General features: G+C 66.3%; 24 protein-coding genes. 12 read left to right on the top strand and 12 right to left on the bottom strand.

The window, feature by feature from the left end:
- The first annotated feature begins 120 nt into the window (after window positions 1-120).
- Window positions 121-1,296 carry a DNA methyltransferase gene (locus tag ACV7JP_RS06720; protein WP_457798450.1) on the top strand — a complete coding sequence of 392 codons (1,176 nt, stop codon included), beginning with the start codon at window positions 121-123 and terminating at the stop codon, window positions 1,294-1,296.
- Window positions 1,297-1,617: 321 nt separating this feature from the next.
- Here ACV7JP_RS06720 and ACV7JP_RS06715 read toward each other — a convergent pair whose 3' ends face one another.
- From ACV7JP_RS06715 to ACV7JP_RS06695, 5 genes are all read right to left on the bottom strand, one after another.
- Window positions 1,618-2,490 (bottom strand): undecaprenyl-diphosphate phosphatase, encoded by an 873-nt coding sequence (locus ACV7JP_RS06715; protein ID WP_457798449.1) that lies wholly within the window; start codon window positions 2,488-2,490, stop codon window positions 1,618-1,620.
- A 162-nt stretch (window positions 2,491-2,652) separates the two neighbouring features.
- Window positions 2,653-4,359, bottom strand: a complete 1,707-nt coding sequence (locus ACV7JP_RS06710; RefSeq protein WP_457798448.1) for an OFA family MFS transporter — start codon at window positions 4,357-4,359, stop codon at window positions 2,653-2,655.
- 389 nt (window positions 4,360-4,748) lie between these two features.
- Complete coding sequence (locus ACV7JP_RS06705) at window positions 4,749-5,063, bottom strand: hypothetical protein (protein WP_457798447.1); 315 nt, start codon at window positions 5,061-5,063, stop codon at window positions 4,749-4,751.
- A gap of 155 nt (window positions 5,064-5,218) precedes the next feature.
- Window positions 5,219-7,192 carry a protein meaA gene (locus ACV7JP_RS06700; RefSeq protein WP_457798446.1) on the bottom strand — a complete coding sequence of 658 codons (1,974 nt, stop codon included), beginning with the start codon at window positions 7,190-7,192 and terminating at the stop codon, window positions 5,219-5,221.
- 120 nt (window positions 7,193-7,312) lie between these two features.
- Window positions 7,313-7,777: a DUF2267 domain-containing protein gene (locus ACV7JP_RS06695; RefSeq protein WP_457798445.1), complete on the bottom strand. Its 465-nt coding sequence runs from the start codon at window positions 7,775-7,777 to the stop codon at window positions 7,313-7,315.
- Between the two features lie 239 nt (window positions 7,778-8,016).
- On the opposite strand from ACV7JP_RS06695, the gene ccrA reads away from it, so the two are divergent.
- From ccrA to ACV7JP_RS06660, 7 genes are all read left to right on the top strand, one after another.
- A complete protein-coding gene (gene ccrA, locus ACV7JP_RS06690; RefSeq protein ID WP_457798444.1) occupies window positions 8,017-9,273 on the top strand; it encodes a crotonyl-CoA carboxylase/reductase in 1,257 nt (418 codons plus the stop codon).
- Window positions 9,274-9,551: 278 nt separating this feature from the next.
- Window positions 9,552-10,271, top strand: coding sequence for an ABC transporter ATP-binding protein (locus ACV7JP_RS06685; RefSeq protein WP_457798443.1), 720 nt, complete (start codon window positions 9,552-9,554; stop codon window positions 10,269-10,271).
- Window positions 10,268-11,746: an ABC transporter permease subunit gene (locus tag ACV7JP_RS06680; protein ID WP_457798442.1), complete on the top strand. Its 1,479-nt coding sequence runs from the start codon at window positions 10,268-10,270 to the stop codon at window positions 11,744-11,746. The genes ACV7JP_RS06685 and ACV7JP_RS06680 overlap by 4 nt, the downstream gene beginning before the upstream one ends.
- Window positions 11,743-13,161: a DUF3526 domain-containing protein gene (locus ACV7JP_RS06675; protein ID WP_457798441.1), complete on the top strand. Its 1,419-nt coding sequence runs from the start codon at window positions 11,743-11,745 to the stop codon at window positions 13,159-13,161. The genes ACV7JP_RS06680 and ACV7JP_RS06675 overlap by 4 nt, the downstream gene beginning before the upstream one ends.
- Before the next feature lie 127 nt (window positions 13,162-13,288).
- Complete coding sequence (locus tag ACV7JP_RS06670) at window positions 13,289-14,956, top strand: acyl-CoA dehydrogenase family protein (protein WP_457798440.1); 1,668 nt, start codon at window positions 13,289-13,291, stop codon at window positions 14,954-14,956.
- 474 nt (window positions 14,957-15,430) lie between these two features.
- Window positions 15,431-15,709 carry a hypothetical protein gene (locus tag ACV7JP_RS06665; protein WP_457798439.1) on the top strand — a complete coding sequence of 93 codons (279 nt, stop codon included), beginning with the start codon at window positions 15,431-15,433 and terminating at the stop codon, window positions 15,707-15,709.
- 113 nt (window positions 15,710-15,822) lie between these two features.
- Complete coding sequence (locus ACV7JP_RS06660; protein ID WP_457798438.1) at window positions 15,823-16,284, top strand: baeRF12 domain-containing protein; 462 nt, start codon at window positions 15,823-15,825, stop codon at window positions 16,282-16,284.
- On the opposite strand, the gene trmD is transcribed toward ACV7JP_RS06660, so the two are convergent.
- Window positions 16,281-16,967, bottom strand: coding sequence for a tRNA (guanosine(37)-N1)-methyltransferase TrmD (gene trmD / locus ACV7JP_RS06655; RefSeq protein WP_457798437.1), 687 nt, complete (start codon window positions 16,965-16,967; stop codon window positions 16,281-16,283). The genes ACV7JP_RS06660 and trmD overlap by 4 nt on opposite strands.
- Before the next feature lie 175 nt (window positions 16,968-17,142).
- Between trmD and ACV7JP_RS06650 the strand changes: the two genes are divergently transcribed.
- The 3 genes from ACV7JP_RS06650 to ACV7JP_RS06640 all read left to right on the top strand — a co-directional run bounded on the left by ACV7JP_RS06650 (window position 17,143) and on the right by ACV7JP_RS06640 (window position 18,775).
- Window positions 17,143-17,532 (top strand): hypothetical protein, encoded by a 390-nt coding sequence (locus ACV7JP_RS06650; protein WP_457798436.1) that lies wholly within the window; start codon window positions 17,143-17,145, stop codon window positions 17,530-17,532.
- The gene (locus ACV7JP_RS06645) at window positions 17,529-18,113 is read left to right on the top strand and encodes a hypothetical protein (protein WP_457798435.1); all 585 of its coding nucleotides are present in this window, start codon (window positions 17,529-17,531) and stop codon (window positions 18,111-18,113) included. Before ACV7JP_RS06650 ends, ACV7JP_RS06645 begins: the two co-directional genes overlap by 4 nt.
- Window positions 18,114-18,178: 65 nt before the next feature.
- Entirely contained in the window at window positions 18,179-18,775 is a 597-nt protein-coding gene (locus ACV7JP_RS06640; RefSeq protein ID WP_457798434.1) for a diguanylate cyclase, read from the top strand.
- On the opposite strand, the gene rimM is transcribed toward ACV7JP_RS06640, so the two are convergent.
- The 6 genes from rimM to ACV7JP_RS06610 form a co-directional block, all read right to left on the bottom strand.
- Complete coding sequence (gene rimM / locus ACV7JP_RS06635; protein WP_457798433.1) at window positions 18,776-19,303, bottom strand: ribosome maturation factor RimM; 528 nt, start codon at window positions 19,301-19,303, stop codon at window positions 18,776-18,778.
- Window positions 19,304-19,447: 144 nt separating this feature from the next.
- A complete protein-coding gene (gene rpsP, locus ACV7JP_RS06630; RefSeq protein ID WP_457798432.1) occupies window positions 19,448-19,798 on the bottom strand; it encodes a 30S ribosomal protein S16 in 351 nt (116 codons plus the stop codon).
- Window positions 19,799-19,896: 98 nt separating this feature from the next.
- A complete protein-coding gene (ffh, locus tag ACV7JP_RS06625) occupies window positions 19,897-21,432 on the bottom strand; it encodes a signal recognition particle protein (RefSeq protein ID WP_457798431.1) in 1,536 nt (511 codons plus the stop codon).
- Between the two features lie 190 nt (window positions 21,433-21,622).
- The gene (locus ACV7JP_RS06620; RefSeq protein ID WP_457798430.1) at window positions 21,623-22,258 is read right to left on the bottom strand and encodes a DUF1877 family protein; all 636 of its coding nucleotides are present in this window, start codon (window positions 22,256-22,258) and stop codon (window positions 21,623-21,625) included.
- Between the two features lie 274 nt (window positions 22,259-22,532).
- Window positions 22,533-23,576, bottom strand: a complete 1,044-nt coding sequence (locus ACV7JP_RS06615) for an HpcH/HpaI aldolase/citrate lyase family protein (protein ID WP_457798429.1) — start codon at window positions 23,574-23,576, stop codon at window positions 22,533-22,535.
- Window positions 23,577-23,817: 241 nt separating this feature from the next.
- Window positions 23,818-24,096, bottom strand: coding sequence for a hypothetical protein (locus ACV7JP_RS06610; RefSeq protein ID WP_457798428.1), 279 nt, complete (start codon window positions 24,094-24,096; stop codon window positions 23,818-23,820).
- A 112-nt stretch (window positions 24,097-24,208) separates the two neighbouring features.
- Between ACV7JP_RS06610 and ACV7JP_RS06605 the strand changes: the two genes are divergently transcribed.
- On the top strand, window positions 24,209-25,468 hold the full coding sequence (locus tag ACV7JP_RS06605) for a dicarboxylate/amino acid:cation symporter (RefSeq protein WP_457798427.1): 1,260 nt from the start codon (window positions 24,209-24,211) through the stop codon (window positions 25,466-25,468).
- Window positions 25,469-25,478: the final 10 nt, after the last annotated feature.

Below are 25,478 nucleotides of genomic sequence, written 5' to 3'. Positions count from 1 at the left end.
TTTTGTTTCATTAAGATTTCCGTTCGAAAAAGGGACGGTTGCCAACCCCGCTCCTATACGCGGTTTTTACTTCGTTTCGGCAATATCGCACGCGTTGGTAGCGTATGCGGTGTTGAGTGAATGAGTAGCGCGCGCGTCGGGGCGGCCCGCCTCCAAACCCGGATAAAGGTCAAGCGTACCGGGTCTTCCATTGCGGGGCCGCTCCGCGCGGCGCCGGCGCGCAATATGATCCTGCAGGGCGATTGCGTCGAGCTGATGCGAGATATGCCGCCGGAGAGCGTCGATCTCGTCTTCGCCGATCCGCCCTATAATCTCCAGCTCGCCAGCAAGCTCACGCGCCCCGATCAAAGCCTCGTCGACGCGGTCGACGACGATTGGGACAAGTTCACGGATTTCGCGGCCTATGACGCCTTCACGCGCGATTGGCTCTCCGCCGCGCGTCGCGTGATGAAGCCCTCGGCGACGATCTTCGTCATCGGCTCCTACCACAATATCTTCCGCGTCGGCGCGATCATGCAGGATCTCGGATTCTGGATCCTCAACGACATCGTCTGGCGCAAGAACAATCCCATGCCCAATTTCCGCGGCCGCCGCTTCACCAACGCTCATGAGACGATGATCTGGGCCGCGCGCGACGCCTCGGCCAAACGCTACACCTTCAATTACGAAGCGCTGAAGGCCGGCAATGAAGATTGCCAGATGCGCTCGGACTGGCTGCTGCCCATCTGCACCGGCGCCGAGCGCCTGAAGGATTCGCATGGGCGCAAGGCGCATCCGACGCAAAAGCCGGAGACCTTGCTCGCGCGGGTGATCCTCTCGGCCTCGAACGCCGGCGATCTCGTGCTCGATCCCTTCTTCGGCACCGGCACGACCGGCGCCGTGGCGAAGCGCTTGCGCCGCGACTATGTCGGACTCGAACGCGAGCCTTCCTATGCAAAGGCCGCCGTCGCCCGCATCGCCGCGATCGAGCCCTTGTCTGAAGAGGCGGTCGCCGCCGCGCCTTCGAAACGCGCGGAGCCGCGCATCGCTTTTGCGAGCCTCGTTGAAGCCGGCCTCATCGCGCCGGGCGCCGCGCTGACCGACGCGAAGAAACGCCACATGGCGACCGTGCGCGCGGACGGGACCGTGTCCCTGTCAGGCTTTGTCGGCTCGATCCACAAGACCGGCGCTCTGGCGCAGGGCCTTCCCGCCTGCAACGGCTGGACTTTCTGGCATTACGAAGAGAAGGGCCGTCTTGCCCCGATCGACGATTTGCGCGCGCAGATACGCGAAAGATTGCGCGAGGCGGCCGAGTAAAAGCCAACGCCCGTCATTGCGAGCGAAGCGAAGCAATCCAGCGCCGCGTCGCGGGCGCTGCTGGATTGCTTCGTCGCTTTCGCTCCTCGCAATGACGATCAAAAAGCCGCCATAGAAGCCTACGAGCGGAACGACGCCGATGAAGGCGCGATAGGCGACGAAGGGCCAGGCGGGGAAGCGCTCGAGAATGCGCAACAGGCGAAAGATTGCGCGAAGGGGCGGAGTAAAGGCCAACGCCCGTCATTGCGAGCGAAGCGAAGCAATCCAGAGCCGCGCCGACGCCCCTGGATTGCTTCGTCGTTTCGCTCCTCGCAATGACGATCAGACCAAAAAGCCGCCATAGAAGCCCACGAGCAGAACGACGCCGATGAAGGCGCGATAGGCGACGAAGGGCCAGGCGGAGAAGCGCTCGAGAATGCGCAACAGGCCCCAGATCGCCGCGAAGGCCGAGATCGAGGCCACGAGAAGACCCACGGATAGGACCGACCATCCGTGAAAATCGAGATGCGCCTTATGCAGCTCCCAAAGCTCCTTCAGCCCCGCGAGCGCGATGGCGGGCAGGCCGAGCAGGAAGGAGAAACGCGCCGCTTCCTCGCGCTTGAGATCGAGGAACAGCGCGGCGGTGAGCGTCGAGCCGGAGCGCGACACGCCGGGGATGAGCGCGCCCACTTGCGCGAAGCCGACGATCATCGCGTCCTTGAGGCTCACATGATCGAGCGTGCGCTTGTGGTTGCAATAGAGCTCCGCGATGGCGAGCAGCGCCGCCATCACGATGCAGGAAATGCCGATCACGGGCAGCGAGCGCAAGGGCGAACCGCATATGTTCAGCGTATGCGAGAGCAGAATGCCCGCAAGCCCGATCGGGATGGTCGCCAGCCCGATCCAGAAGACGAAACGGAAGGTCCAGTCGTTGAAGTCTCGCCGCCTGATCGCGGAAATCGAGCCGACGGCCAGCGTGCGGATATCGCCCCAAAAATAGCTGATGACGGCGGCGAGCGCGGCGAGCTGCATGGCGGCGGAGAAGGCGGAGCCGGGATCCTTCCAGCCAAGCAGCGCCGGCACGATGCGCATATGGGCCGTCGAGGAGATCGGCAGAAGCTCGGAAATGCCCTGGACCACGCCGAGCGCCGCCACCTTCATGTAACCGAGATCGACGAAACCCGTATCGAGTCCGTTGGTGCAAGCCGAGGCCATGTCATTCCCTGTCGGAGGCTGCGCGCGGCGCGCCGTGGAAATTTACCATGGCGCGCATTTGGTTAATGGAGAGCAAATGTGGCGGGCGCGCGAAATAGGCGGCGGAGCCCGGACGTCGCCCGCCTCCGGAAGCTCGGGGAAATCGCCTTCACGGCCGGGACGCTATTTGAACAAGGCGAGCGCTTTCAGGACCGTCACCGAGACGCCCCAGGCGAGCGGAACGCCGACGGCGAGCCAGGACAAGACGAGGATCGGCGAGAACCCAGCCGGCAGCGCGCGCGCCGCCGCTGGCGAATCGCCCTCGGGCTCGAGGCCCTCCTCGACGAAATCCTCGAAATCCGCGTGCGGCTCCTTCTCGTCGCGCTTGACGGCGGCGACGCTCGTCTTCTTCGCCGCCGCGGCCTCCTCGTCGCTCATGTAATATTTCTCCGCCACGGGCCCGACGAGGAGGTTGCAGGCGAGGCCCGCGAGCAGCAGGCCGGCGAGCACATACATGGTCTGATTGTAAGCGGCCTCGCGCGGCACCCCGATCGAGAGCTGATATTCGCGGATATAGTTGACGAGCACCGGTCCGAGCACGCCCGCCGTCGACCAGGCGGTGAGCAGCCGCCCATGGATCGCGCCGACATAATGCGTGCCGAAAATGTCGGCGAGATAGGCGGGAATCGTCGCGAAGCCGCCGCCATACATGGTGATGATGACGGCGAAGAGCAGCACGAAGAGGAAGACGACGCCGCCCTTCGCCGCGAAGGGAACCGCCGCATAGAGGATGAAGCCGGCGACGAAGAAAATGGCGTAGGTCCCCTTGCGGCCGAAGGCGTCGGAGGCCGAGGCCCAGCCGATGCGCCCGCCAATGTTGCAAAGGCTCAGGAGCCCGGTGAAGCCGGCGGCGATGGCGGCGATCGCCTTCTTCTGGTCGCCGTTCAGCGCGTCGAAGCCGAGATCGACGCCGATGAGCTTGCCGCCAAAGACTTCCTGCAGCATGGGCGAGGCCATGCCGAGCACGCCGATGCCGGCCGAGACGTTGAGGCAGAGCACGCCCCAGAGCAGCCAGAATTGCGGGGTCCGCCAGGCGACGTCGAGATGGACGTGGCGATGCGTCACCATGGCGTTGGCGGCCGGGGCGGGCGGCGTCCAGCCGGCGGGCGCCCAGCCCTCCGGCGGCACGCGATAGCCGAGCGCGCCGCAGACCATGAAGACGAAATAGATGGCGGCGAGCGCGACGAAGGTCTGCCAGACGCCGGGCGAAGACGGCGTCGCGAAGACGCCCATGAGCTTGTCGGCGAGCGGCGCGCCGATCATGGCGCCGCCGCCAAAGCCCATAATGGCGAGGCCGGTGGCGAGGCCGCGCCGGTCGGGGAACCATTTGATGAGGGTGGAGACAGGCGAGATATAGCCCAGTCCCAGGCCGACGCCGCCAATGACGCCGGAGCCGATCCAGAGCATCCAGATCTGGTGCAGATAGACGCCGAGCGCGGAGATGAGCAGGCCGCCGCACCAGCAGAAGGCGGCGGCGAGCCCCGCCTTGCGGGGACCGGCGGTCTCGAGCCAATGGCCGAAGATCGCGGCGGAGGAGCCGAGCAGCACGAAGAACAGGGTGAAGGTCCAGCCGAGCATGCTGATCTTCCAGTCGCAATCGGTCGCGAAGACCGTCGCGAGGAAGCCCAGATCGCCCGGGCATTCCTTCGGCTGCGCGCCGCCCACGACGCGCGACAGCGGCAGCCAGAAGACCGAGAAGCCATAGGCCATGCCGATGCACAGATGAATGGCCAGCGCCGCCGGCGGCACGAGCCAGCGGTTGAAAGTCGGCGAGGCGATGGTCCGTTCGCGGCTCAGGAAACTCGATTGCGGCGCAACGGCGACGTCCATCTCTCGACCTTTCCCGGCGCGAAAGACGCCGAAATGACGCTATGCAAAGACGAAGAACGATTGGTTCCCACCATGCATATCGCGCTGCGAAAGATTGATCAATGAAGGGGGCAAAGCGATCGGTCGAAGGACGACTGCGTTTAGGCGGCACGCGTAAACGCAGCGTGATCTAAGGCGTGGTCAAGTGAGCCGGCAATCGCGGGAGTCCTTTCCCTCTCCCCGCTCGCGGGGAGAGGGCAGGGCGAGGGGCAAAGCCGCCATGCAAATGGATGGCGGCTGGATTCTTTAGCAAATCTCCGATTTTCCCGTTGCGGCCTTGCCCCTCACCCCAGCCCTCTCCCCGTTTTCACGGGGAGAGGGGGCCGGCCGAACGATTCGCGCCCGCATCCTCATTCTATGCCGGCGTTTTGGCTGCGTATTTTCCACGCTTCGCTCATGCGCTTCGAGATTTCGCCTGGATCGGTGACCGGCGCCTGCGCCGCCGCCAGCGCGCCGCGCACAGCCGAGGCCTCCGCGGCGATCAGCACGATCGGCCCCGCCATATGCGTGGCGTTGGGCACGGCGGCCAGGATGGCCTCGCGATTGGGATGGCTCTGGACTTCGACGACCCGGTCCGCGACCGGGTCGCGGTCGACGCAGACATAAGGACCGATGACTTCGATTGCGCGGCCATCGGATGTGTTTCGGATGAATGTCACTTGCATGTTCTTTTCCGCCCATGCCCGGTTGATCGCTAGCTTCCTTGTCACAGCGATCATTGAAGCCGTTTACGCGGTCTCGGCGCGCCGTCTTTTTCGACGCCGAGACCCGCGCCGACCTCCTAGCAATTTTGGCGCCTCGGATGAGGAGGCGAAAGGGCTCAGTTCACGCTCTTCTCGATGATATGCGCCAGATCCGTCATGATGACGTTGAGGTCGTAATTCTTCGGCGTATAAACCGCCGAGACGCCCGCCTCCAGCAGCAGCTTCTCGTCCGCCGGCGGGATGATGCCGCCGACGACGAGCGGCGCCGTCACGCCCTCCTCCTTCATCAGCCGCATGACGTCATGCGCGAGCGTGACATGCGAGCCGGACAGGATGGAGAGGCCGACGCAATGCACGCCCTCCTTCTTCGCGGTCTCGACCAGTTCGGCCGGCGTCGAGCGGATGCCGGCATAGATCACGTCGAAGCCCGCGTCGCGGGCGCGCACCGCGATCTGCTCGGCGCCGTTGGAATGGCCGTCGAGGCCGGGCTTGCCGACCAAGAACTTGGCGCGCGCGCCGATCTTGTGGGAGACGCGCTCCACCTCGCCGCGCACCTTGTCGAGCTGGCCGCCGACCTGGCGCGCCGTCGAGGAGACGCCCGTCGGCGCGCGATATTCGCCGAAAATGCCGCGCAGCACATTGCCCCATTCGCCGGTCGTGACGCCCGCCTTGGCGGCGGCGATTGACGGCTCGACCATGTTGCGGCCTTCCTTCGCCGCGCGGGCGAGCTCTTCAATGGCCGCTTGCGCCGCCTTGTTGTCGCGGCTCTCCCGCCAAGCTTTGAGCCGGGCGATCTGGTCCGCCTCGACGCCCTCCGGCACGACCATGATGGAATCTTCCCCGGACGCCAGCGGGGACGGCTCGGTCGAGGTGAACTTGTTCACCCCCACCACGACCTGCTCGCCGGCCTCGATCGCCTCGAGCCGCGCGGTGTTGGATTCGACGAGCTTTCCCTTCATATAGCCGATCTCGACCGCCGCGGCCGCGCCGCCCAGCTCGTCGATCTTCTTCAGCTCGGCCATGGCCTCGCTTTTGAGCTCCGCGACCTTGCGGGCGATCTCCGGATTTCCGTCGAAAATGTCGCCATATTCGAGCAGGTCGGTCTCATAGGCCATGATCTGCTGCATGCGCAGCGACCATTGCTGATCGAAGGGACGCGGCAGGCCGAGCGCCTCGTTCCAGGCCGGAAGCTGCACGGCGCGGGCGCGGGCGTTCCTGGAGAGCACGACGGCCAGCATCTCGATGAGGATGCGATAGACGTTGTTTTCCGGCTGCTGCTCGGTGAGGCCGAGCGAATTGACCTGCACGCCGTAGCGGAAACGGCGCAGCTTCTCGTCCCTCACGCCGTAGCGGTCGCGGGTGATTTCTTCCCACAGCTCCGTGAAGGCGCGCATCTTGGAGAGTTCGGTGACGAAGCGCATGCCGGCGTTGACGAAGAAGGAGATTCGGCCGACGACCTGCCCGAAATCCTCGTCGGAGAGGCCGGCGGCCTTCACGCCGTCGAGAATGGCGACCGCCGTCGCCAGCGCATAAGCGAGCTCCTGCGCCGGCGTCGCGCCCGCCTCCTGCAGATGGTAGGAGCAGACGTTCATCGGGTTGAATTTGGGGCATTCCTTCGTGGTGAAGAGAATGAGGTCCTGGGTCAGGCGCAGCGACTGCTTGGGCGGGAAGACATAGGAGCCGCGCGACAGATATTCCTTGATGATGTCGTTCTGCGTCGTGCCCTGAAGTTTCGCGCGCGGCGCGCCCTGCTCCTCGGCGGCGGCGATATAGAGCGACATCAGCCACACGGCGGTGGCGTTGATGGTCATCGACGTGTTCATCTCGGCGAGCGGGATGCCGTCGAAAAGGGTCCGCATGTCGCCCAGATGCGAGACCGGCACGCCGACCTTGCCCACCTCGCCGCGCGAGAGGATGTGGTCGCTGTCGTAACCCGTCTGGGTCGGCAGATCGAAGGCGATGGAGAGACCCGTCTGGCCCTTAGCGAGGTTGGAGCGATAGAGCCGGTTGGACGCCTCGGCCGTCGAGTGGCCGGCATAGGTGCGGAACATCCAGGGCTTGTCGCGTCGCGGGGCAGACATGTCGTTCATCGGGCTCCTCCTCGGAATGCTGCGATAGCACAGAAGGAGGTTTTGACAAGTTGCGGCTTGGTCGCGCCCGCGCGGCGCCCGCCCTTGGAAGGCGCTTGGTTTACGACAAGGCTTAACCGATCACTCCCCCGACCGCGCCTTCGCCAAATCCCGCGCCGCCTCCGGCCACAGCTCCCGCAACGGCAAAGGCAGGTCCGAGACGACCTTGGCGCTCTCGTTGAAATCCAATTCCCGCCAGATCACCGCGAAGACCGCCCGCGCCGCCGTCGCCGCGTCGACCGGGAAGCCCGGCGGCAGCTCCCTGTCGATCATGTTCTCGAAAGCCTCGACATTGCGGACCGCCATCGGCTTGTCGGCCATATGCCAGCCCTCGTAGAAAAGGCCGCGCAGCAGCATGGGGAGCTGCGCGCCCAGATGAACCGCCTGCTCGGGAGTCAGCCGGTCGCGCAACGCGTGGAGCACGGCGCGCAGCGCGCTGTAGGCATGCGGCCGGTCGCCGAGATTTTCCTCTTCCGCCAATCGCTTGAGCCAGACATTCGCCAACTGGACCGTGTGATCGAGCGCCGCGACTTGTGTATCGCTCATGACCGAGGCTCCGCCTTGCGAGCCCGCCGCCCCGTTCCCTCAGATAAGCGGCTCCCCGGCCCCAGCAACCGACGCGTTTTCGAGGATGGCCGAAGCCCCGCAGGCCGCTTGCTTTCATCATGGGCGAAACCCGCCCGACCCGTCGGAATTTTCACCCTATGCCGGGCGGCGCCGGGCGATTATAAGCGCTGCCGGATTACATATTGTCTCAGTGAGCCCGGATGGGAGGGAGCTTTACCTTGAGCGAGAAGAAAGACCTTTACGAGATGGGCGAAATCCCGCCGCTCGGCCATGTTCCGAAGAACATGTACGCCTGGGCGATCCGTAAGGAGCGTCATGGTCCGCCGGAGACGGCGATGCAGCTCGAAGTCGTCCCGACCTGGACGCTCGACAGCCACGACGTGCTCGTCCTCGTAATGGCGGCCGGCGTCAACTATAATGGCGTCTGGGCCTCGCTCGGCGAGCCGGTCTCGACTCTCGACGTTCATAAGAACCCCTATCACATCGCCGGCTCCGACGCCTCGGGCGTCGTCTGGGCGGTGGGCTCCAAGGTGAAGCGCTGGAAGGTCGGCGACGAGGTCATCATCCACTGCAACCAGGATGACGGGGACGACGAGGAGTGCAATGGCGGCGACCCGATGTTCTCGCCCTCGCAGCGCATCTGGGGCTATGAGACGCCGGACGGCTCCTTCGCCCAGTTCTGCCGCGCGCAGGACCGCCAGCTCATGCCGCGTCCCAAGCATCTCTCCTGGGAAGAGGCGGCCTGCTACACGCTCACCCTCGCCACCGCCTATCGCATGCTCTTCGGCCATGAGCCGCATGAGCTGAAGCCCGGCCATAATGTGCTGGTCTGGGGCGCCTCGGGCGGCCTCGGCGTCTTCGCCGTGCAACTCTGCGCGGCCTCGGGCGCCAACGCCATCGGCGTGATCTCGGACGAGTCCAAGCGCGATTACGTCATGTCGCTCGGCGCCAAGGGCGTGATCAACCGCAAGGACTTCAAGTGCTGGGGCCAGCTCCCCAAGGTCAATTCGCCCGAATATCACGAATGGACCAAGGAAGCGCGCAAGTTCGGCAAGGCGATCTGGGACATCACGGCTAAGAAGGACGTCGACATCGTCTTCGAGCATCCGGGCGAGGCGACCTTCCCGGTCTCCTGCCTCGTCGCCAAGCGCGGCGGCATGGTGGTGTTCTGCGCTGGCACTTCGGGCTTCAACATCACCTTCGACGCCCGCTATGTCTGGATGCGCCAGAAGCGCGTCCAGGGCTCGCATTTTGCCCATCTGAAGCAGGCTTCGGCCGCGAACCAGTTCGTGCTGGACCGCCGCATCGACCCCTGCATGTCGGAGGTCTTCGCCTGGGAGAAGATCCCGCTCGCCCATATGAAGATGTGGAAGAACGAGCACGCTCCCGGCAATATGGCGGTGCTGGTCAATGCGATCGAGCCCGGCCTGCATACGGTCGAGGATGTGGTCGAGGCCTACGACAAGAAGAAGTGAGCGGCTACGCTCCTGTCGTCGTCGCGGGAGCGAAGCCACGGAGAGCCATTCCGGCGCCTAAGCGGCAACCGCCGTCATTGCGAGCGAAAGCGAAGCAATCCAGGGCCGCGCCACGGCGCCGGCTTGCTTCGTCGCTTCTCGCAATGGCGAAGCCGCCCGAACCCGCGACAACCGCGCGCCGGCTTGACGACGCGCCGGGAGGAATGCAGCTTGGGCGCTTTCCCTCACACCGGCGCCCTGCGCGAGGCCACGCGCGCGGGCGGCCGAAAGGATGCGGCATGCTGGAGGCGCGCGATCTCTCCAAGCGTTACGAGGGCGCCGCCGCCCCGGCGCTGAACCGTCTGAACCTGTCCGTCGGCGCAAGCGAAGTCTTCTGCCTGCTCGGCCCCAACGGCGCCGGCAAGACGACGACCGTCAATCTGTTCCTCGGATTCGTCGAGCCGACGGAAGGCCGGGCGCTGGTCTGCGGGATCGACGCGGCGAAGGACCCGCTCGGGGCGCGGGCGAAGCTCGCTTACATCCCGGAGACGGTGATGCTCTACGGCGCGCTCACCGGGCTCGAGAATCTCGCCTACTTCACAGAAGTCTCCGGCGCGCCGACGCCGTCCGCCGAGCTTTTGCCGCTGCTCCGCGCCGCCGGCCTTCCGGAGGAAGCGGCGACGCGGCCGGTGCGCCTCTATTCCAAGGGCATGCGCCAGAAGGTCGGCGTCGCCATCGCGCTGGCGCGGCGCGCCCAGGCGCTCGTGCTCGACGAGCCCACCTCGGGCCTCGATCCGCTCGCCGCCAATGAATTCGCCGCGCTCGTCGACAATCTGCGGCGGGAAGGCATGGCGATCCTGATGGTCACTCACGACCTCTTCCTCGCCAAGCAATGCGGCACGCGCATCGGCATCATGGCCGGCGGCAGGCTGGCGACGGTTTTCGGCGCCCACGACGTCGACCATCTCGGCCTCGAGCGCGCCTATCTGGATCTCTTCAAGACGGGAGCCGCCGCATGAGCGATCTGGCTTTCGGTCCGCTTTCCCGAACGGTTCGGGCGCCGGCGCGGGCGCGCGTCGTTCGCGCCGTCGCCGCCAAGGAATGGCTGGAGATGCGGCGCGACCGGCGCCTCCTCGCGCTTTTCGTCTTCGCCGCGCTCCTGATGCTCGCGGCGCTCGGCTTCGGCGCGGCGGAAAATGCGCGGGTCTCGCGCGAGCGCGCCGCGGCGGCGGAAGCCGACCGCGCCCTCTGGACCGGCCAGGGCGCCAAGAACCCCCACGCCGCCGCCCATTTCGGCCAATACGCCTTCAAGCCCCTCAGCCCGCTTTCGCTCGCGGATCCGGGCGTCGATCCCTATGTCGGCTCGGCCGTCTGGCTCGAGGCGCATAAGCAGAACGAGGCGCAGTTCCGCGCGGCGCGCGACGCCGGCGCGGCGGCGCGCCTGGGCGGATTGTCGCTCACCTTCATCCTGCAGACGGTCGCCCCGCTCATCGTGCTGCTCGCGGGTTTCGCGAGCTTCTCCGGCGAGCGCGAGAGCGGCGCGCTGAAACAATTGCTGAGCCTCGGGGCCCGGCCGCGCGATCTCCTGGCCGGCAAGGCGCTCGCTTTGATCGGGGCGAGCGCCGCGCTGCTCGCGCCCGCCGTCATCGGCGCCGCGGTCGCCGTGGCGCTGATGACGGACGCCAGCCGCCTGTCGCTCGGCGATCAATTCGTCCGCCTCGGCGCGCTGGCGGGGGGCTACGCCGTCTATCTCGCCGGCTTCGCCTTTCTCGCGCTCGGCGTCTCGGCGCTGGCGAAATCGAGCCGCGCGGCGCTGGTGGCGCTGCTCGCCTTCTGGCTCGTCAATTCCTTCCTCGCGCCGCGCCTCGCGACCGACATTGCGCGCAGCCTCGCGCCGACGCCGACCGCGCAGGAATTCCGAGCGGCCATCGCGAAAGACAAGGCCAGGACCTTCGGCCATGACGAGACGCATCCCGCCTTCCTCGCCTTTCGCGACGAGACGCTGAAGACATATGGCGTGTCGCGCGTCGAGGATTTGCCGGTGAGCTTTCGCGGCCTGACGCTGCGCAAGGACGACGAGAACGGCTACGTCATCTATGACCGGCATTTCGGCGCCCTGCAGGCGGCCTATGACCGGCAGGACGCGCTGCGCGCCAGCGCCGGCTTTCTCTTCCCGCTGCTTGCGCTCAAGCCCTTCTCCATGGCCCTCGCGGGCTCCGACAGCCGCGCGCAATTCGATTTCGCGACAGCCGCGGAGGCGCATCGCCGCGAAATCCAGAACGCCGCGAGCGACAATATCATCCATTTCCAGCGCGACGAGAGCTATGTCGCCGGCCCGGAGCTGTGGCGGCGCATCGCCGCCTTCTCCTATCGCGCGCCGACCGCCGCTTTCGCATTGGCTGGAAGCGGCGAGACCGTCGCGGGCCTCGTCGGCTGGCTTGCGCTGACCGTCGCCTTCGCGCTTTTCGCCGCGCGCCGCCTGAGGCCGCTATGAGCGCTTTTCTCGCCGGCCTGCGTTTTGAGACGCTGATCCTGAGGCGCGAGCGCGCCGTATGGCTGGCGCTCGGCGCGCTCGTCGCCGCCATCCTCTTTTCGCTCTCGACAAGCGCCGCGCGCGTCGAGGCGCGAAAGAGCATTGTCGCCGCCGCGCGGGCCGAAGAGGCGCTGCGCCTGGAGGGGCTGAAGAACACGCTCGCAACGCTTGAAAAGGGCGAGGCGAAGGAGGAGCCGCCGCCCTATCGCGACCCGCGCAACGCGGCCTTCATGGGCGGCGGACCCGCCGCCCGCGTCGCCGCGCTCGCCGCCGCGCCGCTGGCGATCGCGGCCATCGGGCAGAGCGACCTCTTTCCGCCGGTGGTGAAAGTGACGACGGGCTCGAAGGACGGCTTTCTTTACGCCGACGAAATCGAGAACCCCGCCAATCTCATGAGCGGGTCGACGGATCTCGCCTTCGTCGTCGTCTTCGTCTATCCGCTCGTCATTCTCGCGCTGGCTTTCAATCTGCTGGCCGGCGAGCGGGAGCAGGGGACGCTCGCCATGACGCTCGCCTCGGCGAGGAAACCGGGCGCGGCGCTTGCAGGCAAGTTCGCGGCGCGGGCGCTGGCTCCCGTCATGGCGACGCTTCTCGCCGCGACGGCCGGCGTCGCGTTCTTCGCAGGCGCCGGCGCCGTCCTCTCCGCATCCTTCGCCAAGCTCGCGGCGATCGTCCTCGTCTACGGCCTGTTCTGGGCGGCGCTCGCCGGCGCCGTCGACGGGCTGGGCAAAAGCTCGGCCTTCAACGCGCTGGCGCTGATCTGCGCCTGGGTGGTCCTGACCATGCTGGCGCCTGCGGGAATCAACAGTCTCGCCGGCTACGCCCATCCCGCGCCCTCGCGCATCGACATGGTTCTCGCCGCGCGCGCGGCCTCGACCGACGCCGACAAGGCGCGCGACGCCGCGCTCGCCCGCTATCTCGACGAGCATCAGGGCGAGAAGCGCGACCGCGCGCGCGAGGGAACGCTGCGCCGCCTCGCGACGCAGGAGGCGGCTTTCGAGCGGGTCGAAGGCGTCATCGCCCGGCATGACGCGCAACTGGACCGGCAGCGCGCGCTCGCCGACCGTTTGGGCTTTCTCTCTCCGGCGCTGCTGACCTATCGCGCGCTCGCCGATGTCGCCGGCTCCGGCGAGGCGCGCTATCGCGGCTTTCTCGACCGCATCGCCTCCTTCCATGTCGAATGGCGGGACTTCTTTCTTTCCCGCGCCAGGGCCGCCGCGCCGATGACGGCGGCGGATTACGACGCCCTGCCGCGCTTTTCCGAGCCGCCGGAACAAACAGACGCCGACCTGGCCGCGCCGCTTGCCGGCGTGCTCATACCAGCGCTGATCCTCGCCTTTTTCGCCGCGCGCGGCTTGCGGCGCGTCCGGCCCTGAGAAGCGCGCCCATCCGCGATGATGCGGCGCAGGGGAGTCCTGTTGCGTCGCAGCCGAAATGACGGCATTTAGGTCGCCAAAATTACCACGGCCCGCAAGGGCCTCATTCCGGGTAGGAAAAGAACGAATGACCGTCGCGACGAAACTCGATCCTGCAAGCTGGCTTTTGGGCGCCAAGGAGGCGCTCGCCGCCGTCGAGGCGCTCTATAATGAAGGGCTTGCGAGCGTTCGCGCCCGCGTCACGAAGGACGGCAAGCTGTCGAACGAGCTGATCGAGGCCGACCAGCACGCCGCGCACGGCCTCTCCTGGCTCGCGACTTATGTTCAGGGCCTGAAGGAGCTTATCGAATATGCCGAGCGCCTTCAGGGCGAAGGCGCCTATGGCGAGACGGAAGAGCTCCTGAACCAGATCGGCTACGCCGAGCTGCTGGCGCAGGTCTATGGCGGCGTTCCGATGAGCCAGGGCGAATTCGTCCGCCTCACCGATTTCGGCCTCTCCGCCGAGCAGATCGCCGCCCGTCGCCCGGCCGCGGTCGACCGCCTCATTCTCTCCGGCAACACGCCCGCGAACCGCGCCCGCCTCGCCGAGCTGATCGACCATCATTCGGCGGCCGAAACCATTGGCGCCTCGGGCCTCGACGAGACGCTGGAGGCCATCCGCAGCGAGATGCGCAAATTCGCCGCCGACAATGTCGTGCCCTACGCGCAGGAATGGCACGCGAAAAACGAATATATCCCGCTCGAGGTGATTTCCGGCCTCGCCGAGCTCGGCGTCTTCGGCCTCACCATTCCGGAGGAATATGGCGGCTCCGGCATGGGCAAGATCGCCATGTGCGTCGTCTCCGAGGAGCTGTCGCGCGCCTATATCGGCGTCGGCTCGCTCGGCACCCGCTCCGAGATCGCGGGCGAGCTGATTCTCGTCGGCGGCACGGAGGAGCAGAAGAACAAATATCTGCCGAAGATCGCCTCCGGCGAAATCCTGCCGACCGCCGTCTTCACCGAGCCGAATAACGGCTCGGACCTCGCGGGGCTGCGCACCCGCGCCGTGCGCGAAGGCGACGTCTACAAGGTGACGGGCAATAAGACCTGGATCACCCATCCGGTCCGCGCGGACGTCATGACGCTGCTGACCCGCACCAACCCCAACGAGAAGGGCTATAAAGGCCTCTCCATGTTCATCGCCGAGAAGCCGCGCGGAACGGACGAGAATCCTTTCCCGGCCAAGGGCATGACCGGCGGCGAGATCGAGGTGCTCGGCTATCGCGGCATGAAGGAGTTCGAGATCGGCTTCGACAATTTCGAGGTGCCGGCGGCGAATCTCCTCGGCGGCGAAGAGGGCAAGGGCTTCAAGCAGCTCATGGAGACCTTCGAATCAGCCCGCATCCAGACCGCCGCGCGCGCGCTGGGCGTGGCGCAATGCGCCCTCGACCTCGGCCTGAAATACGCCAAGGAGCGCATCCAGTTCGGCAAGCCGCTCTTCGCCTTCCCGCGCGTCTTCAATAAGATCGTGTCCATGGCGGTGGAGATCCACGTCGCCCGCCAGATCACCTATTTCGCCGCGCGCGAAAAGGACGAGGGCAAGCGCTGCGATCTCGAGGCCGGCATGGCGAAGCTGCTCGGCGCCCGCGTCGCCTGGGCGGCGGCGGACAACGCCCTGCAAATCCATGGCGGCAACGGCTTCGCGCTGGAATATCCGGTCTCCCGCGTCCTTTGCGACGCCCGCATCCTCAATATCTTCGAGGGCGCGGCGGAGATTCAGGCGCAGGTCATCGCACGGCGTCTGCTGGAAGGCTGACAAGCCTCTCGATCAATTCCCGCATTTCTCCCTCGCCCGAAACGGCGAGGGATTTTTTTTTGCCAATGGCGCGTCCGTCAATTACGAGCATTTTTCTCGAAGTCGGGCATACCCGGCTTCGCAAAAACGCGAAGCAATCCGGAGCCGCATGGCGGCCCCTGGATTGCTTCGTCGGCTTCGCCTCCTCGCGAGGACGACATCCCTGTCGAAATCACGCTTTTTTGTCGGCTCCCCGACACCCCTGTCGGTCGTTTTTTGTGCGGCATGCCAACATTTTTGCACTGCGGCGATTTAGCGCGGAGCGCTGTTATCGTTTGAGATAGTTTTGAGGTGCAGGATCGCCTTTACTCTGGCGAAAGCTCCAGGGCGCATTATATGTTGCAACGCACAAACCGCGCGGCGGCAATGCGCTAGGAAGGGCTCCTCGCGAAGCGGCAAGCTTTTTGCGCCATCGCGCGAGCCAAGGAGGTCGATATGTTGGAATCGGTCAGACAGTATCTTCAGGACTGGTCGGACGCCTGCGAATACGCCAATGAATGCGCGCCCGATCTGTCTTTTCTGGGCAATGGCGAGCCCTTCACGGCGCTGCTCTTCGTCGCCGCCGCCTGCTATCTCGCCTGGGCGGCGAACGAGGCCCGCATTCAGCGCCGCGGCGCGGCGCCCGCCGCCTCCGCGCAGCCGGCCGGCGAATTAAAGGGCGTCGTCGCCCAGATGCAGCAGGCCTCCGCGGCCCCGGAAAAGCTCGCGGCCTGATTTTTGGCGAATGTCGGCCGGCGCGTCCTTTCGACGCGCGGCGGCCACGCTTGTCCTTCCCGCTCCCCGCCGCCACATCATCTCTGGCGTGAGTTTATCGAGCGAGGGACGCAATGAGCGCAGTTATCGTCCATAATGGCGCGTGGGTTCTGATCGGCGACGGCCGGCGCGCGCTGTTCTTCTCCAATCATGGCGACGCCGAGCTTCTCGACCTGCGCGTCGTCGAGACCCGCGTCGAGGATAATCCGCCGACCCGCGAGCAAGGCTCCGACGCGCCGGGCCGCGCTTTTCCGGCCGCAGGCGCGCAGGCGCGCAGCGCCATGGGCAATGTCGACTGGCATGAGTTGGAAGAGGAGCGCTTCGCCCGCGCCATGGCCGACCGCATCAATGCGGCGGCCGAGAGCGGCGAGATGAAGGAAATCGTCATCGTCGCCCCGCCCAAGACCTTGGGCGAAATCCGCAAGGACCTCTCCGTCAAGGCGCAGAGCAAGGTCGCGGGCGAGCTTCCCAAGGATCTGACCAAGCATCCCGTGCCGGAAATCGAGAAGGCGCTGGCGCTGAAGCCGGCGGACTAATCCTTTCGGGCGAGAAGGTCCGGCCGCCTCGCTTGCGTGACCTTTACGGCCTCTTCGCGGCGCCATTTGGCGATTCGGGCGTGGTCGCCGGAAAGCAGGATATCGGGAATGGCGCGGCCCTCAAAATCGCGGGGCCGCGTATATTGCGGATATTCGAGGAGGCCGCCTTCGAAACTTTCCTCCTCGCCCGACAGCTCCTCGCCCATCACCCCGGGCAGCAGCCGCACGCAGGCGTCCGTCAGCGCGAGCGCCGCGATCTCGCCGCCGGAGAGAATATAGTCGCCGATCGAAATTTCCTCGAGGCCGCGCGCTTCGATGATCCGCTCGTCCACGCCCTCGAAGCGGGCGCAGAGGATCACGACCCCCGGTCCCGAAGCCAGCTCTCGCACGCGCTTCTGCGTGAGCGGCCGCCCGCGCGGGCTCATGAGCAGTTTCGGGCGCGGATCGCCGGGCGCGGCCGCGGCGTCGATCGCCGCCGCCAGCACGTCGGCGCGCATCACCATTCCGGGACCGCCGCCCGCCGGCGTGTCGTCCACGGCGCGATGGCGCCCGACGCCATGGTCGCGAATCTGCTTCGTCTCCAGCGTCCAGACGCCGCGCGCCAGCGCGTCGCCGGCGAGGGAGAGCCCGAGGGGGCCGGGGAACATCTCGGGAAAGAGGGTGAGGATGGTCGCGCGCCACATGTGCGGATTGATGTCGCCTGAGGGTTTCTATGCGTCGCCGATGGATTTTCGGCCGGTCGCGACGTTCGCCGCCGGAGTTTTCTCAAGTGTTATTCCTAACAAAATTGTTTGCGCGAATCTTCCCCGGCGCCGCTGGGGCGACGGCGCCCTATCGCAGGAGCATGTCGAGGCGTTCATGGCGCTCGCGGTCGGCGACCTTTCCATTCGGGACGTGACGGAGACGGCGGGAGAGGGGGAGGAACTCGTCGGACGCGTGACCCTGGCGGATGGGCGGACGGAAAGCTTCACGATGCGCGCCGAAAAACGGCCGGACCCTACGCCGCTGTTCGCGACGATGAATGCGATCGCCGCGCGACAGGGCGCGGGCCGTTTCATAGCGGTCGCGAGCGCCGGCGAAGGCCTCATTGTCGTCTGGCTGCGGCCGGAGGAGAAAATCGCCTTCCCGGCCTGGGCGGATATGCAATATTGCGCGGCCGGACCCGCCCGTCGACTGGTTCGATTGAGGGCCAACCTTTTCTTCAAGCCTCCGCTGCAGAATCCCGCGATAGCGCAGCGGAGACGATGATGGTCCTTACCGAATTCCTGTGGAGCGTCACCCGCTTTGGCGGCGCCCACGCCATCATTCCCGGATGCGTCGGCGTTTTCGTCGGCCTTTGGCGGCTCGACGAGAAGAAATGCGCGCGGGACTTCGTCTTCGCGACCATCCTCTGCTTCGCATGCATCTTGGCCGCGAAAATCACGTTATTGACGGGCTTCGATTTCAGTCCCAGCGGCCATGCCGCCATCTCGACTTTCTTCTACGCCGCCGTCGGCTATCTAGCGGCGACGCTGTATCCGTCACTCTTTTCCATCCCCTTTGCGCTCGGCCTGTGGCTCATCATTCTCCTTATCGCCGTTAGCCGCTTCGCGGTCGCGGGACATACGCGCCTCGAAACGCTGATGGGCTTCCTTGTCGGGCTCGCCGCCTTCGAATTTTTTCGCCGCCGGACGCACCCCCGGCCGGCGGCGCTTGCGGACCTTCTTTCCGCGGCGCCCCTTGCGCTAATCGCGGCGATCATCGTGAACCGCCTGATGTCCCTCGGCTTCGTCGACGAAGACAATATCCGCGCTTTCGCGCGATGGCTGCGCTGGGAAATCGTGGGCTGAGCCTTGGCGTTCGCCGGAACCTTTCGCCCGGCGCGCCGGTTCACGGCAAGGGGCGGAGAAGCGCCATGCCGCAGGACCCGACCGCGCTGATCCTCGCTTACTTCATCGTTCCGCTCTGGCTCGCCATGGGTCTGCTCGATTGGTTCTGTCACCGAGCGACGCAGATCGAGACGACGACCGGCGCGAAGGAATCGCTCCTTCATCTGCTGATGTTCGCCGAACTCGGCGGTCCTTTGCTCGCCGCGCTTTTTCTCGACGTCAACGCGCTCGTCATCGCGTTCATGATCGCGATGTTCGCGCTCCACGAAGCGACCGCGATATGGGATGTGCGCTACGCCGAAACCGCGCGTCTCGTGACGCCCTTCGAGCAGCATGTGCACAGCTTCCTGGAGGTGTTGCCGCTGACGGCGCTGCTGCTGGTCGTCGCGCGGCACTGGTCTCAGTTTCTCGCGCTCTTCGGCGCCGGCGACGAGCCCCCGCGTTTCGATCTCGCATGGAAGGGGGAAGAGATTTCGGCCCTCTATGTCGCCGCCGTTCTAGGCGGGGCGATCCTTTTCGGGCTCCTGCCCTATCTCGAAGAGCTGTGGCGCGGGCTCAAGGCGAGCGGCGGCGCGCTGGTTCCGGCGCCGGCGCGCGCGGAGGCGCGAAACGCGCGGCCGTGACTATTCCTCTCGCGCCTCGGTTTCTTCCGGCGGCTCGATGATCACGCGGCCCTCGGAGACGCTGACCACCGGCGCCACGGCCTTTGTGAAAGGAAACAGCAGCGTCTCGCCGCCTTCCAGGGGCGAAACTTCAAGCATGTCGCCCGCGCCGAAATTGCGCATGGCGACCACCACGCCGATCACGCCCCCGTCGCGTCTTTCCGCGCGCAGGCCAATGAGATCCGCAAGGTAGAATTCGTCCTCGTCCTCGGGCGCGGGAAGCTTCTCGCGGGCGATGTAGAGCTCGAGGCCCGTCAGCCGCTCGGCGGCCGAGCGATCGGCGACGCCCTCGACGCGGGCGACGAGCATGTCCTTGCCCTGGGGGCGGACGGAGAGGAGCTTGAAGGTCTTCGCGCCGTTCTTGTCCGTCAGCGCGCCATAGGCCGCGATCGCCAGCGGATCGCCCGTATAGCTTTGCAGGCGAATCTCGCCGCGCACGCCATGCGGCGCCCCGAAACGGCCGAGCAGGACGAGGTTTTTAGCCATCATTAGATTTCTTCATCCTGAGAAGCGAGCGCAGCTCGCGCCTCGAAGGATGGAGGAAATCGACGCGAGCATTCGCCCTCGCGCTTCGAGGCGCGTCCTTCGGACGCGCCTCAGCATGAGGGCGAATGGGATGCGCCATGGCGGAAATTACTCGGCCGCGCTCGCGGCGGCCTCGGCCGCGGCGGCGGCGCGTTCCTGAGCCTTCTTCTTCGGCTGGGCCTTTTGCGGATTGTTGCGGGCCTCGCGCGTCAGAAGGCCAGCGGCGTCGAGCAGGCGCGCGACGCGGTCGGTCGGCTGCGCGCCCTTGGCGATCCAGGCCTTGGCCTTCTCCGCGTCGAGCACGACGCGGTCGGCGGCGTCCTTCGCCTTCAGCGGGTCGAAAGTGCCGAGCTTCTCGATGTAGCGGCCGTCGCGCGGCGAGCGCGAATCGGCGACGACGACGCGATAGAAGGGGCGCTTCTTGGCGCCGCCGCGGGCGAGACGGATTTTGAGAGACATATCGGTTTTCCTTGCTTCTGGCGAATAGGGAGTAGCGAATAGCGAATAGAAGGCGGCCCCGTTTCCATTCGCTATTCGCTACTCCCTATTCGCTCCTTTCACTTCTTTTTCCCGAACGGGTTGAGCCCGCTCAGCATGCCGCCGCCGAGCCCTGGAAGGGCCGGCTTCCTCGCCAGGAGATCGGCCGGGGGAGCGGCCGGGATGCCGGGCGCGCCGGGAGGGGCGCCCCCTAACTTCTCCTGCAATTTCTGCAATTCTTCCTGCGAGGGCATTTCCATGCCCTTGGGGCCGAGCCCCATCATCTGCGCGGCCTTGCCCATGAGCCCGCCGCGCTTGCCGCCGCCGAAGGACTTCATGAGGTCGGCCATCTGCCGATGCTGCTTGAGAAGCTTGTTCACGTCCTCGACCCGCATGCCGGAGCCGGCGGCGATGCGCTTCTTGCGCGAGGCCTTGAGGAGGTCGGGGTTCCGGCGCTCCTGCGGCGTCATCGAGAGGATGATGGCGCGCTGGCGCTTGATGAGCTTGTCGTCGACGCCCGCCTTTTCGATCTGGTCCTTCATCTTCGCGACGCCGGGCAGGAGCCCCATAATGCCGCCGAAGCCGCCGATCTTCTCGACCTGGGCGAGCTGGTCGCAAAGGTCCTGCAGGTCGAATTTGCCCTTGGCCATGCGCGCGGCGGCCTTGCGGGCCGCCTCCGCGTCGATGGCGGCCGCCGCCTTTTCGACGAGCGCGACAATGTCGCCCATGCCGAGAATGCGGTTGGCGATGCGGCTCGGCGAGAATTCGTCGAGCGCGTCCATCTTCTCGCCGACGCCGATGAGCTTGATCGGCTTGCCGGTGACATAGCGCATGGAGAGCGCCGCGCCGCCGCGCCCGTCGCCGTCCATACGCGTCAATACGATGCCCGTCAGGCCGACGCGCTCGTCGAAGCTCTTGGCGAGATTGACGGCGTCCTGACCGGTGAGCGCGTCCGCGACGAGCAGGATTTCATGCGGACTGGCGTAGGACTTGATGTCCGCCATCTCCTGCATGAGCGGCTCGTCGATATGGGTGCGGCCGGCGGTGTCGAGCAGCACCACGTCGTAGCCTTCGAGCCGCGCCGACTCCATTGCGCGGCGCGCGATCTGCACCGGCGTCTGGTTCGCGACGATCGGCAGGGTGTCGACCTCGACCTGACGGCCGAGCACGGCGAGCTGCTCCTGCGCGGCGGGACGTTTCACGTCGAGCGAGGCCATGAGGACGCGCTTGTCATGGCGTTCCTTGAGGCGCCTGGCGATCTTGGCCGTCGTGGTGGTTTTGCCGGCGCCCTGCAGGCCGACCATCATGATGGCGACGGGCGGCCTGGCGGCGAGATCGATCGGCGCCGCCGTCTCGCCAAGGGTCTCGATCAGGACGTCGTTGACGATCTTGACGACCATCTGGCCGGGCGAGACCGACTTGACGACATTGGCGCCCACGGCGCGGTCGCGAACCTTGTCGGCGAAGGAGCGCACCACGTCGAGCGCGACGTCGGCCTCGAGCAGCGCGCGGCGGATTTCGCGCAGCGCCTCGTTGACGTCGTTCTCGGTCAGCGCGCCGCGCTTCGTCAGCCGGTCGAATACGGCGGAGAGCTTATCGGAAAGGCTCTCGAACATGGGCTGTCTCCTCGCGAATGGCGAATAACGCCATTCGCTCCACTCCAAAGCAAAACGCGCCCGGGGGCGCGTCGCGCTGCCGGGCGTTGGCCTGCCGTCTCATGGGCGGCTGGGCGGATCGAACGGTTTTCTCTTTCGAGATCGGTCGGCTTTGTAGGAGGCTTTTCCGGCCCCTGTCAATGGCGGCGCGTCACAGCATCCAGATCAGCATGCCCTGCCGCCGCGCCGCCGCCGCCGCGACGAAGGCCCGCAGGCGGGGGAAATAACGCGCCAGATCCTCATGAGGCCCGGCGGCGCCGTCCTCGCCTTGCGCGCAATGGACGCCGAGCGATTTCAACGCCCGGGCGTCGAGCCGCGCGGCGAGCGCATCGAGGTCGAGGCCGTCGAGAAACCGCGCGAACGCCGCCGTCTCGTCGAGAGAGAGCATGCGCGGCGGGCCGTAGCCGAGATCCTCGCCCACCTCGCATCCGCCCGCGAGCAGGGTCGCCGCCGGCAGGGCGCCTTCCCAGGCGTCGCCGGTGAAGAGGAAATGCAGCATCCGCCAGGATGTGCGCAGATCGAGCACGGGCGCGGACGGTCTCGGTCCCGAACCCCGGCGGCGCAACAGGTCGATATGGCCGAAAAACATTTCGCGCGCGGCGGGACTGAGGGGCGCCCGGCCTTCATCGGCGAGATAGAGGAGCTCCAGCTCCTTCAGCCGCGAAAATTCCCTTTCCGCGAAGCCCGCTTCCACACGCACGCCCAGATCGTCGCCCTCGACGCCCTCGGCGGCGTAGCGCGCGAGGTCGTTCTGGCTTGCATGCTTCAGGTAAAGCGCCATGCTCATCGGCTGTCCCTCCTTTCAAAGGAGGTTCGCCGCCGAGGGTTAACCGCGCCGAGGCGCGAAAAGTTAAAAGGCTAAGCAAAGCCGCGGCGCCTAGCCGATTGGTTTTCCAATTCTTTTTTCTATTCTATTCTCTCCCGCGCAGCTAAGGGAGTCACGCATCTCCAGGAGGCCGTCATGGCCGGGACAAGCCCGGCCATGACGGCGTTGGCGGCTATGGAGATGTGCATCCGGCAGCCCGAAAAGGATGGGAGAGGATCGCGCGTCGTTGACCCGGTCAGAAACCGTAGATCTTCGCGAAATCGGCGTCCTTGGCCGCGACTTGCTTCGCCAGATCGACGACGACCTTGCACTGCTTCCAGGTGGCGTCGTCCTGCATCTTGCCGTCGATCATCACGGCGCCGGTGCCGTCGGGCATGGCCTCCAGCACCTTTTTCGCGAAGGCGACCTCGGCCGGATCGGGCGAGAAGACGCGCTTGGCGATGTCGATCTGGGTCGGATGCAGCGACCAGGCGCCGGCGCAGCCGAGCAGGAAGGCGTTGCGGAACTGCGCCTCGCAGGCGGGGCCGTCGGAGAAGTCGCCGAAGGGGCCGTAAAAGGCCTTGACGCCGGCGGAGGCGCAGGCGTCGACCATCTTGGCGATGGTGTAGTGCCAGAGATCCTGCTGATAGGTGGCGCGCAGCCCCGCGCCCGGATCGGCGTCGGCGATCACCTTATATTCCGGATGGCCGCCGCCGACGCGGGTCGTCTTCATGGCGCGCGAGGCCGCGAGGTCCGCCGGACCGAGCGAGATGCCGTGCATGCGAGGCGAGGCCGAAGCGATGGCGTCGACATTCTTCACGCCCTCGGCCGTCTCCAGAATGGCGTGGATGAGGATGGGCTTCGTCACGCCGTTGCGCGCCTCGAGCTGGGCGAGGAGCTGGTCGAGATAGGCGATGTCCCAGGGGCCTTCGACCTTGGGCAGCATCACGACGTCGAGCTTGTTTCCCACCGCGCCGACGATCTCGATCATGTCGTCGAGCGCCCAGGGGGAATTCAGCGCGTTCATGCGCGTCCAGAGGCCCGTGGCGCCGAAATCGACCGCCTTCGCCATCTCGATGAAGCCCTTGCGCGCGGCTTCCTTGGCGTCGGCCGGAATCGCGTCCTCGAGATTGCCGAGAATGACGTCGACCTGCCGGGCGATGTCCGGGACCTTGGCGCGCATCTTTTCGACATGCGGCGGCACGAAATGGATCATGCGCTCGACCTTGACCGGCGGCTCGCGATAGGGAGCCGGCGCGCCAATGGCCAGCGGACGGTAGAACTGATTTGGCAGTTTCATGCGGGAAAGCTCCAATGGCGCGCGCGACGTCTCGGCGCAGGCGGCCGGGGCGCGCGGAGAAGACGCGTCGAGCTAGCGCAGACGGGGCGAGATGGCAATGGCGGCGGCGGCGAAAGCGGCCGGGTGGGGGAAAGCCCCCATCAATGTTATGGCGGCGCGAACCCCACCCGGCGGTCCTCGACCGCCGACCTCCCCGTAAAGGGGACGTATGGGGCGCCCATGTTCGATTGAACGACGTCGATCACGGAGGACACGCCGTCTTCACCACCACCCCGTCCTGATACCGGAAATACTCAAGGCAGGACTGCTCCCCCACCAGCGCCGGGCGCTTGCCGATCTCGGCGGCCTTCAGGAAATCGACGAGCGACGTATGGCCCTTGCCGTCCCAGTCCATCTCCGCCCAGTCATAGCCCGCCCGCCAGGCCGAAAAGACCCGCATCGACAGGAAAAAGGCCGGAATGGCCAGCACGGCGAGGACGCTCGTGACGATGAGGCGGCGCCGGTCGAAAGGCGAGGACATTGGCGGCTCCCTGCGAAAGAAGCGGCATCATAACGCTTCGCGTGCGACGATGCACTTCGGCGTGGCGCGATCTTCGGCATAGTCTGCGCGAGCACAACCATTCGAGGCTGCTTTGCATCAGGACGACACAAAACCGACCGGCGTTCTCGCCCGCTGGCGCGCCGCCCCGCTCTATCTGCGCATTCTTGCCGGCGTGGCGCTCGGCCTCGCCGCGGGCGCGGCGCTCGGCCCCGGCGCGGCGCCGCTCGCCATGCCGGCCAAGCTCGTCCTGCGCATTCTGGGCGCGCTGGCGCCGCCGCTCATTCTTCTCGCCATCGTCCAGGCGCTGATGCGGGCGCATCTCGGCGGCGGGCGGACGATGCGGCTCGTGACGCTGCTTCTTACAAACACGCTCGTCGCGATCGGGATCGGCCTTTTCGTCGCCAATGTCGTGCAGCCGGGAACATGGACCGCCGCCGCCCGCCCCCCGGCGCCGGCGGAAAAGGCGCACGCCGCCGCCGATCCCTTGGCCCAGCTCTTCGACGCCGTTCCCAAAAGCATCGCCGGGCCTTTCTCCGACGACGGCGCGGTGACGGGCGTCATCCTCATCGCCGTCGCTTTCGGCGTCGCGCTGCGCGGCGTGCGGCGTCACGAGGTGCGCACGATCGAAGACCTCGTGCATGTCGCGCTGACGAGCCTCGTCGCCATCCTGCACTGGATCATCGACCTCGTGCCGCTCGCCGTCTTCGGAATCGTCGCGAGCATTGTCGGCGTGAAGGGCTTTCACGATTTCGTCGCGCTCGGCGGCTTCGTGCTCGCCGTGCTGCTGGGGCTGACGCTGCAGGCCGGCTACTATCTCGCGCGGGTCCGCCTGCAAAGCTGGGTCCGTCCGCGCGATCTCCTGAAGGGCGCGCGCGACGCGCTGGTCATGGCCTTCTCGACCGGCAGCTCCACCGCCACCATGCCGGTGACCTATGAATGTTTGGTCAGGAATGTCGGGCTTCGCGAGCAATCGGCGAGCATGGGCGCGCTGGTGGGGGCGAATTTCAACAATGACGGCACGGCGCTTTACGAAGCCATGTCGGCGCTCTTCGTCGCGCAGCTTCTCGGCATGCATTTGTCGCTCGGAAATCAGTTCGCCGTGGCGCTGACCTCGGTCGTCGCCTCGGTCGGCGCGGCCGGGATTCCCGAGGCGGGGCTCGTCACCATGACCATGGTGTTCAAGGCGGTCGCGCTGCCGACCGACTATATCGCCATGCTGCTGACCGTGGACTGGCTGCTCGACCGCTGCCGCACGGCGATCAACGTCATGGGCGACGTGACGGTGAGCTGCCTGCTGGACGGCAAGACGCGGGAGATGGAAGCGCGCGCCGGAGCCAGCGCCCTAGATTGAGCTCCAAAGC

The sequence above is a fragment of the Methylocystis sp. S23 genome (genome assembly GCF_054106005.1).
The sequence above is the reverse complement of the archived record's forward strand: the minus strand, read 5'-3'. Positions and strand labels throughout refer to the sequence as shown.

Excerpts from the sequence above, each read along its gene's own strand:
- ACV7JP_RS06720 (WP_457798450.1), top strand. The coding sequence starts at position 121 with ATGAGTAGCGCGCGCGTCGGGGCGGCCCGCCTCCAAACCCGGATAAAG.
- ACV7JP_RS06615 (WP_457798429.1), bottom strand. The coding sequence starts at position 23,576 with ATGAAACTGCCAAATCAGTTCTACCGTCCGCTGGCCATTGGCGCGCCG.
- ACV7JP_RS06695 (WP_457798445.1), bottom strand. The coding sequence starts at position 7,777 with ATGAGCGATACACAAGTCGCGGCGCTCGATCACACGGTCCAGTTGGCG.
- ffh (WP_457798431.1), bottom strand. The coding sequence starts at position 21,432 with ATGTTCGAGAGCCTTTCCGATAAGCTCTCCGCCGTATTCGACCGGCTG.
- ACV7JP_RS06675 (WP_457798441.1), top strand. The coding sequence starts at position 11,743 with ATGAGCGCTTTTCTCGCCGGCCTGCGTTTTGAGACGCTGATCCTGAGG.
- ACV7JP_RS06660 (WP_457798438.1), top strand. The coding sequence starts at position 15,823 with ATGAGCGCAGTTATCGTCCATAATGGCGCGTGGGTTCTGATCGGCGAC.
- ACV7JP_RS06715 (WP_457798449.1), bottom strand. The coding sequence starts at position 2,490 with ATGGCCTCGGCTTGCACCAACGGACTCGATACGGGTTTCGTCGATCTC.
- ACV7JP_RS06610 (WP_457798428.1), bottom strand. The coding sequence starts at position 24,096 with ATGTCCTCGCCTTTCGACCGGCGCCGCCTCATCGTCACGAGCGTCCTC.
- ACV7JP_RS06620 (WP_457798430.1), bottom strand. The coding sequence starts at position 22,258 with ATGAGCATGGCGCTTTACCTGAAGCATGCAAGCCAGAACGACCTCGCG.
- ACV7JP_RS06700 (WP_457798446.1), bottom strand. The coding sequence starts at position 7,192 with ATGAACGACATGTCTGCCCCGCGACGCGACAAGCCCTGGATGTTCCGC.
- ACV7JP_RS06640 (WP_457798434.1), top strand. The coding sequence starts at position 18,179 with ATGCCGCAGGACCCGACCGCGCTGATCCTCGCTTACTTCATCGTTCCG.
- rpsP (WP_457798432.1), bottom strand. The coding sequence starts at position 19,798 with ATGTCTCTCAAAATCCGTCTCGCCCGCGGCGGCGCCAAGAAGCGCCCC.
- ACV7JP_RS06670 (WP_457798440.1), top strand. The coding sequence starts at position 13,289 with ATGACCGTCGCGACGAAACTCGATCCTGCAAGCTGGCTTTTGGGCGCC.
- ACV7JP_RS06705 (WP_457798447.1), bottom strand. The coding sequence starts at position 5,063 with ATGCAAGTGACATTCATCCGAAACACATCCGATGGCCGCGCAATCGAA.
- ACV7JP_RS06645 (WP_457798435.1), top strand. The coding sequence starts at position 17,529 with ATGATGGTCCTTACCGAATTCCTGTGGAGCGTCACCCGCTTTGGCGGC.
- ACV7JP_RS06665 (WP_457798439.1), top strand. The coding sequence starts at position 15,431 with ATGTTGGAATCGGTCAGACAGTATCTTCAGGACTGGTCGGACGCCTGC.
- ACV7JP_RS06685 (WP_457798443.1), top strand. The coding sequence starts at position 9,552 with ATGCTGGAGGCGCGCGATCTCTCCAAGCGTTACGAGGGCGCCGCCGCC.
- rimM (WP_457798433.1), bottom strand. The coding sequence starts at position 19,303 with ATGATGGCTAAAAACCTCGTCCTGCTCGGCCGTTTCGGGGCGCCGCAT.
- ACV7JP_RS06710 (WP_457798448.1), bottom strand. The coding sequence starts at position 4,359 with ATGGACGTCGCCGTTGCGCCGCAATCGAGTTTCCTGAGCCGCGAACGG.
- ACV7JP_RS06680 (WP_457798442.1), top strand. The coding sequence starts at position 10,268 with ATGAGCGATCTGGCTTTCGGTCCGCTTTCCCGAACGGTTCGGGCGCCG.
- ACV7JP_RS06650 (WP_457798436.1), top strand. The coding sequence starts at position 17,143 with ATGGCGCTCGCGGTCGGCGACCTTTCCATTCGGGACGTGACGGAGACG.
- trmD (WP_457798437.1), bottom strand. The coding sequence starts at position 16,967 with ATGTGGCGCGCGACCATCCTCACCCTCTTTCCCGAGATGTTCCCCGGC.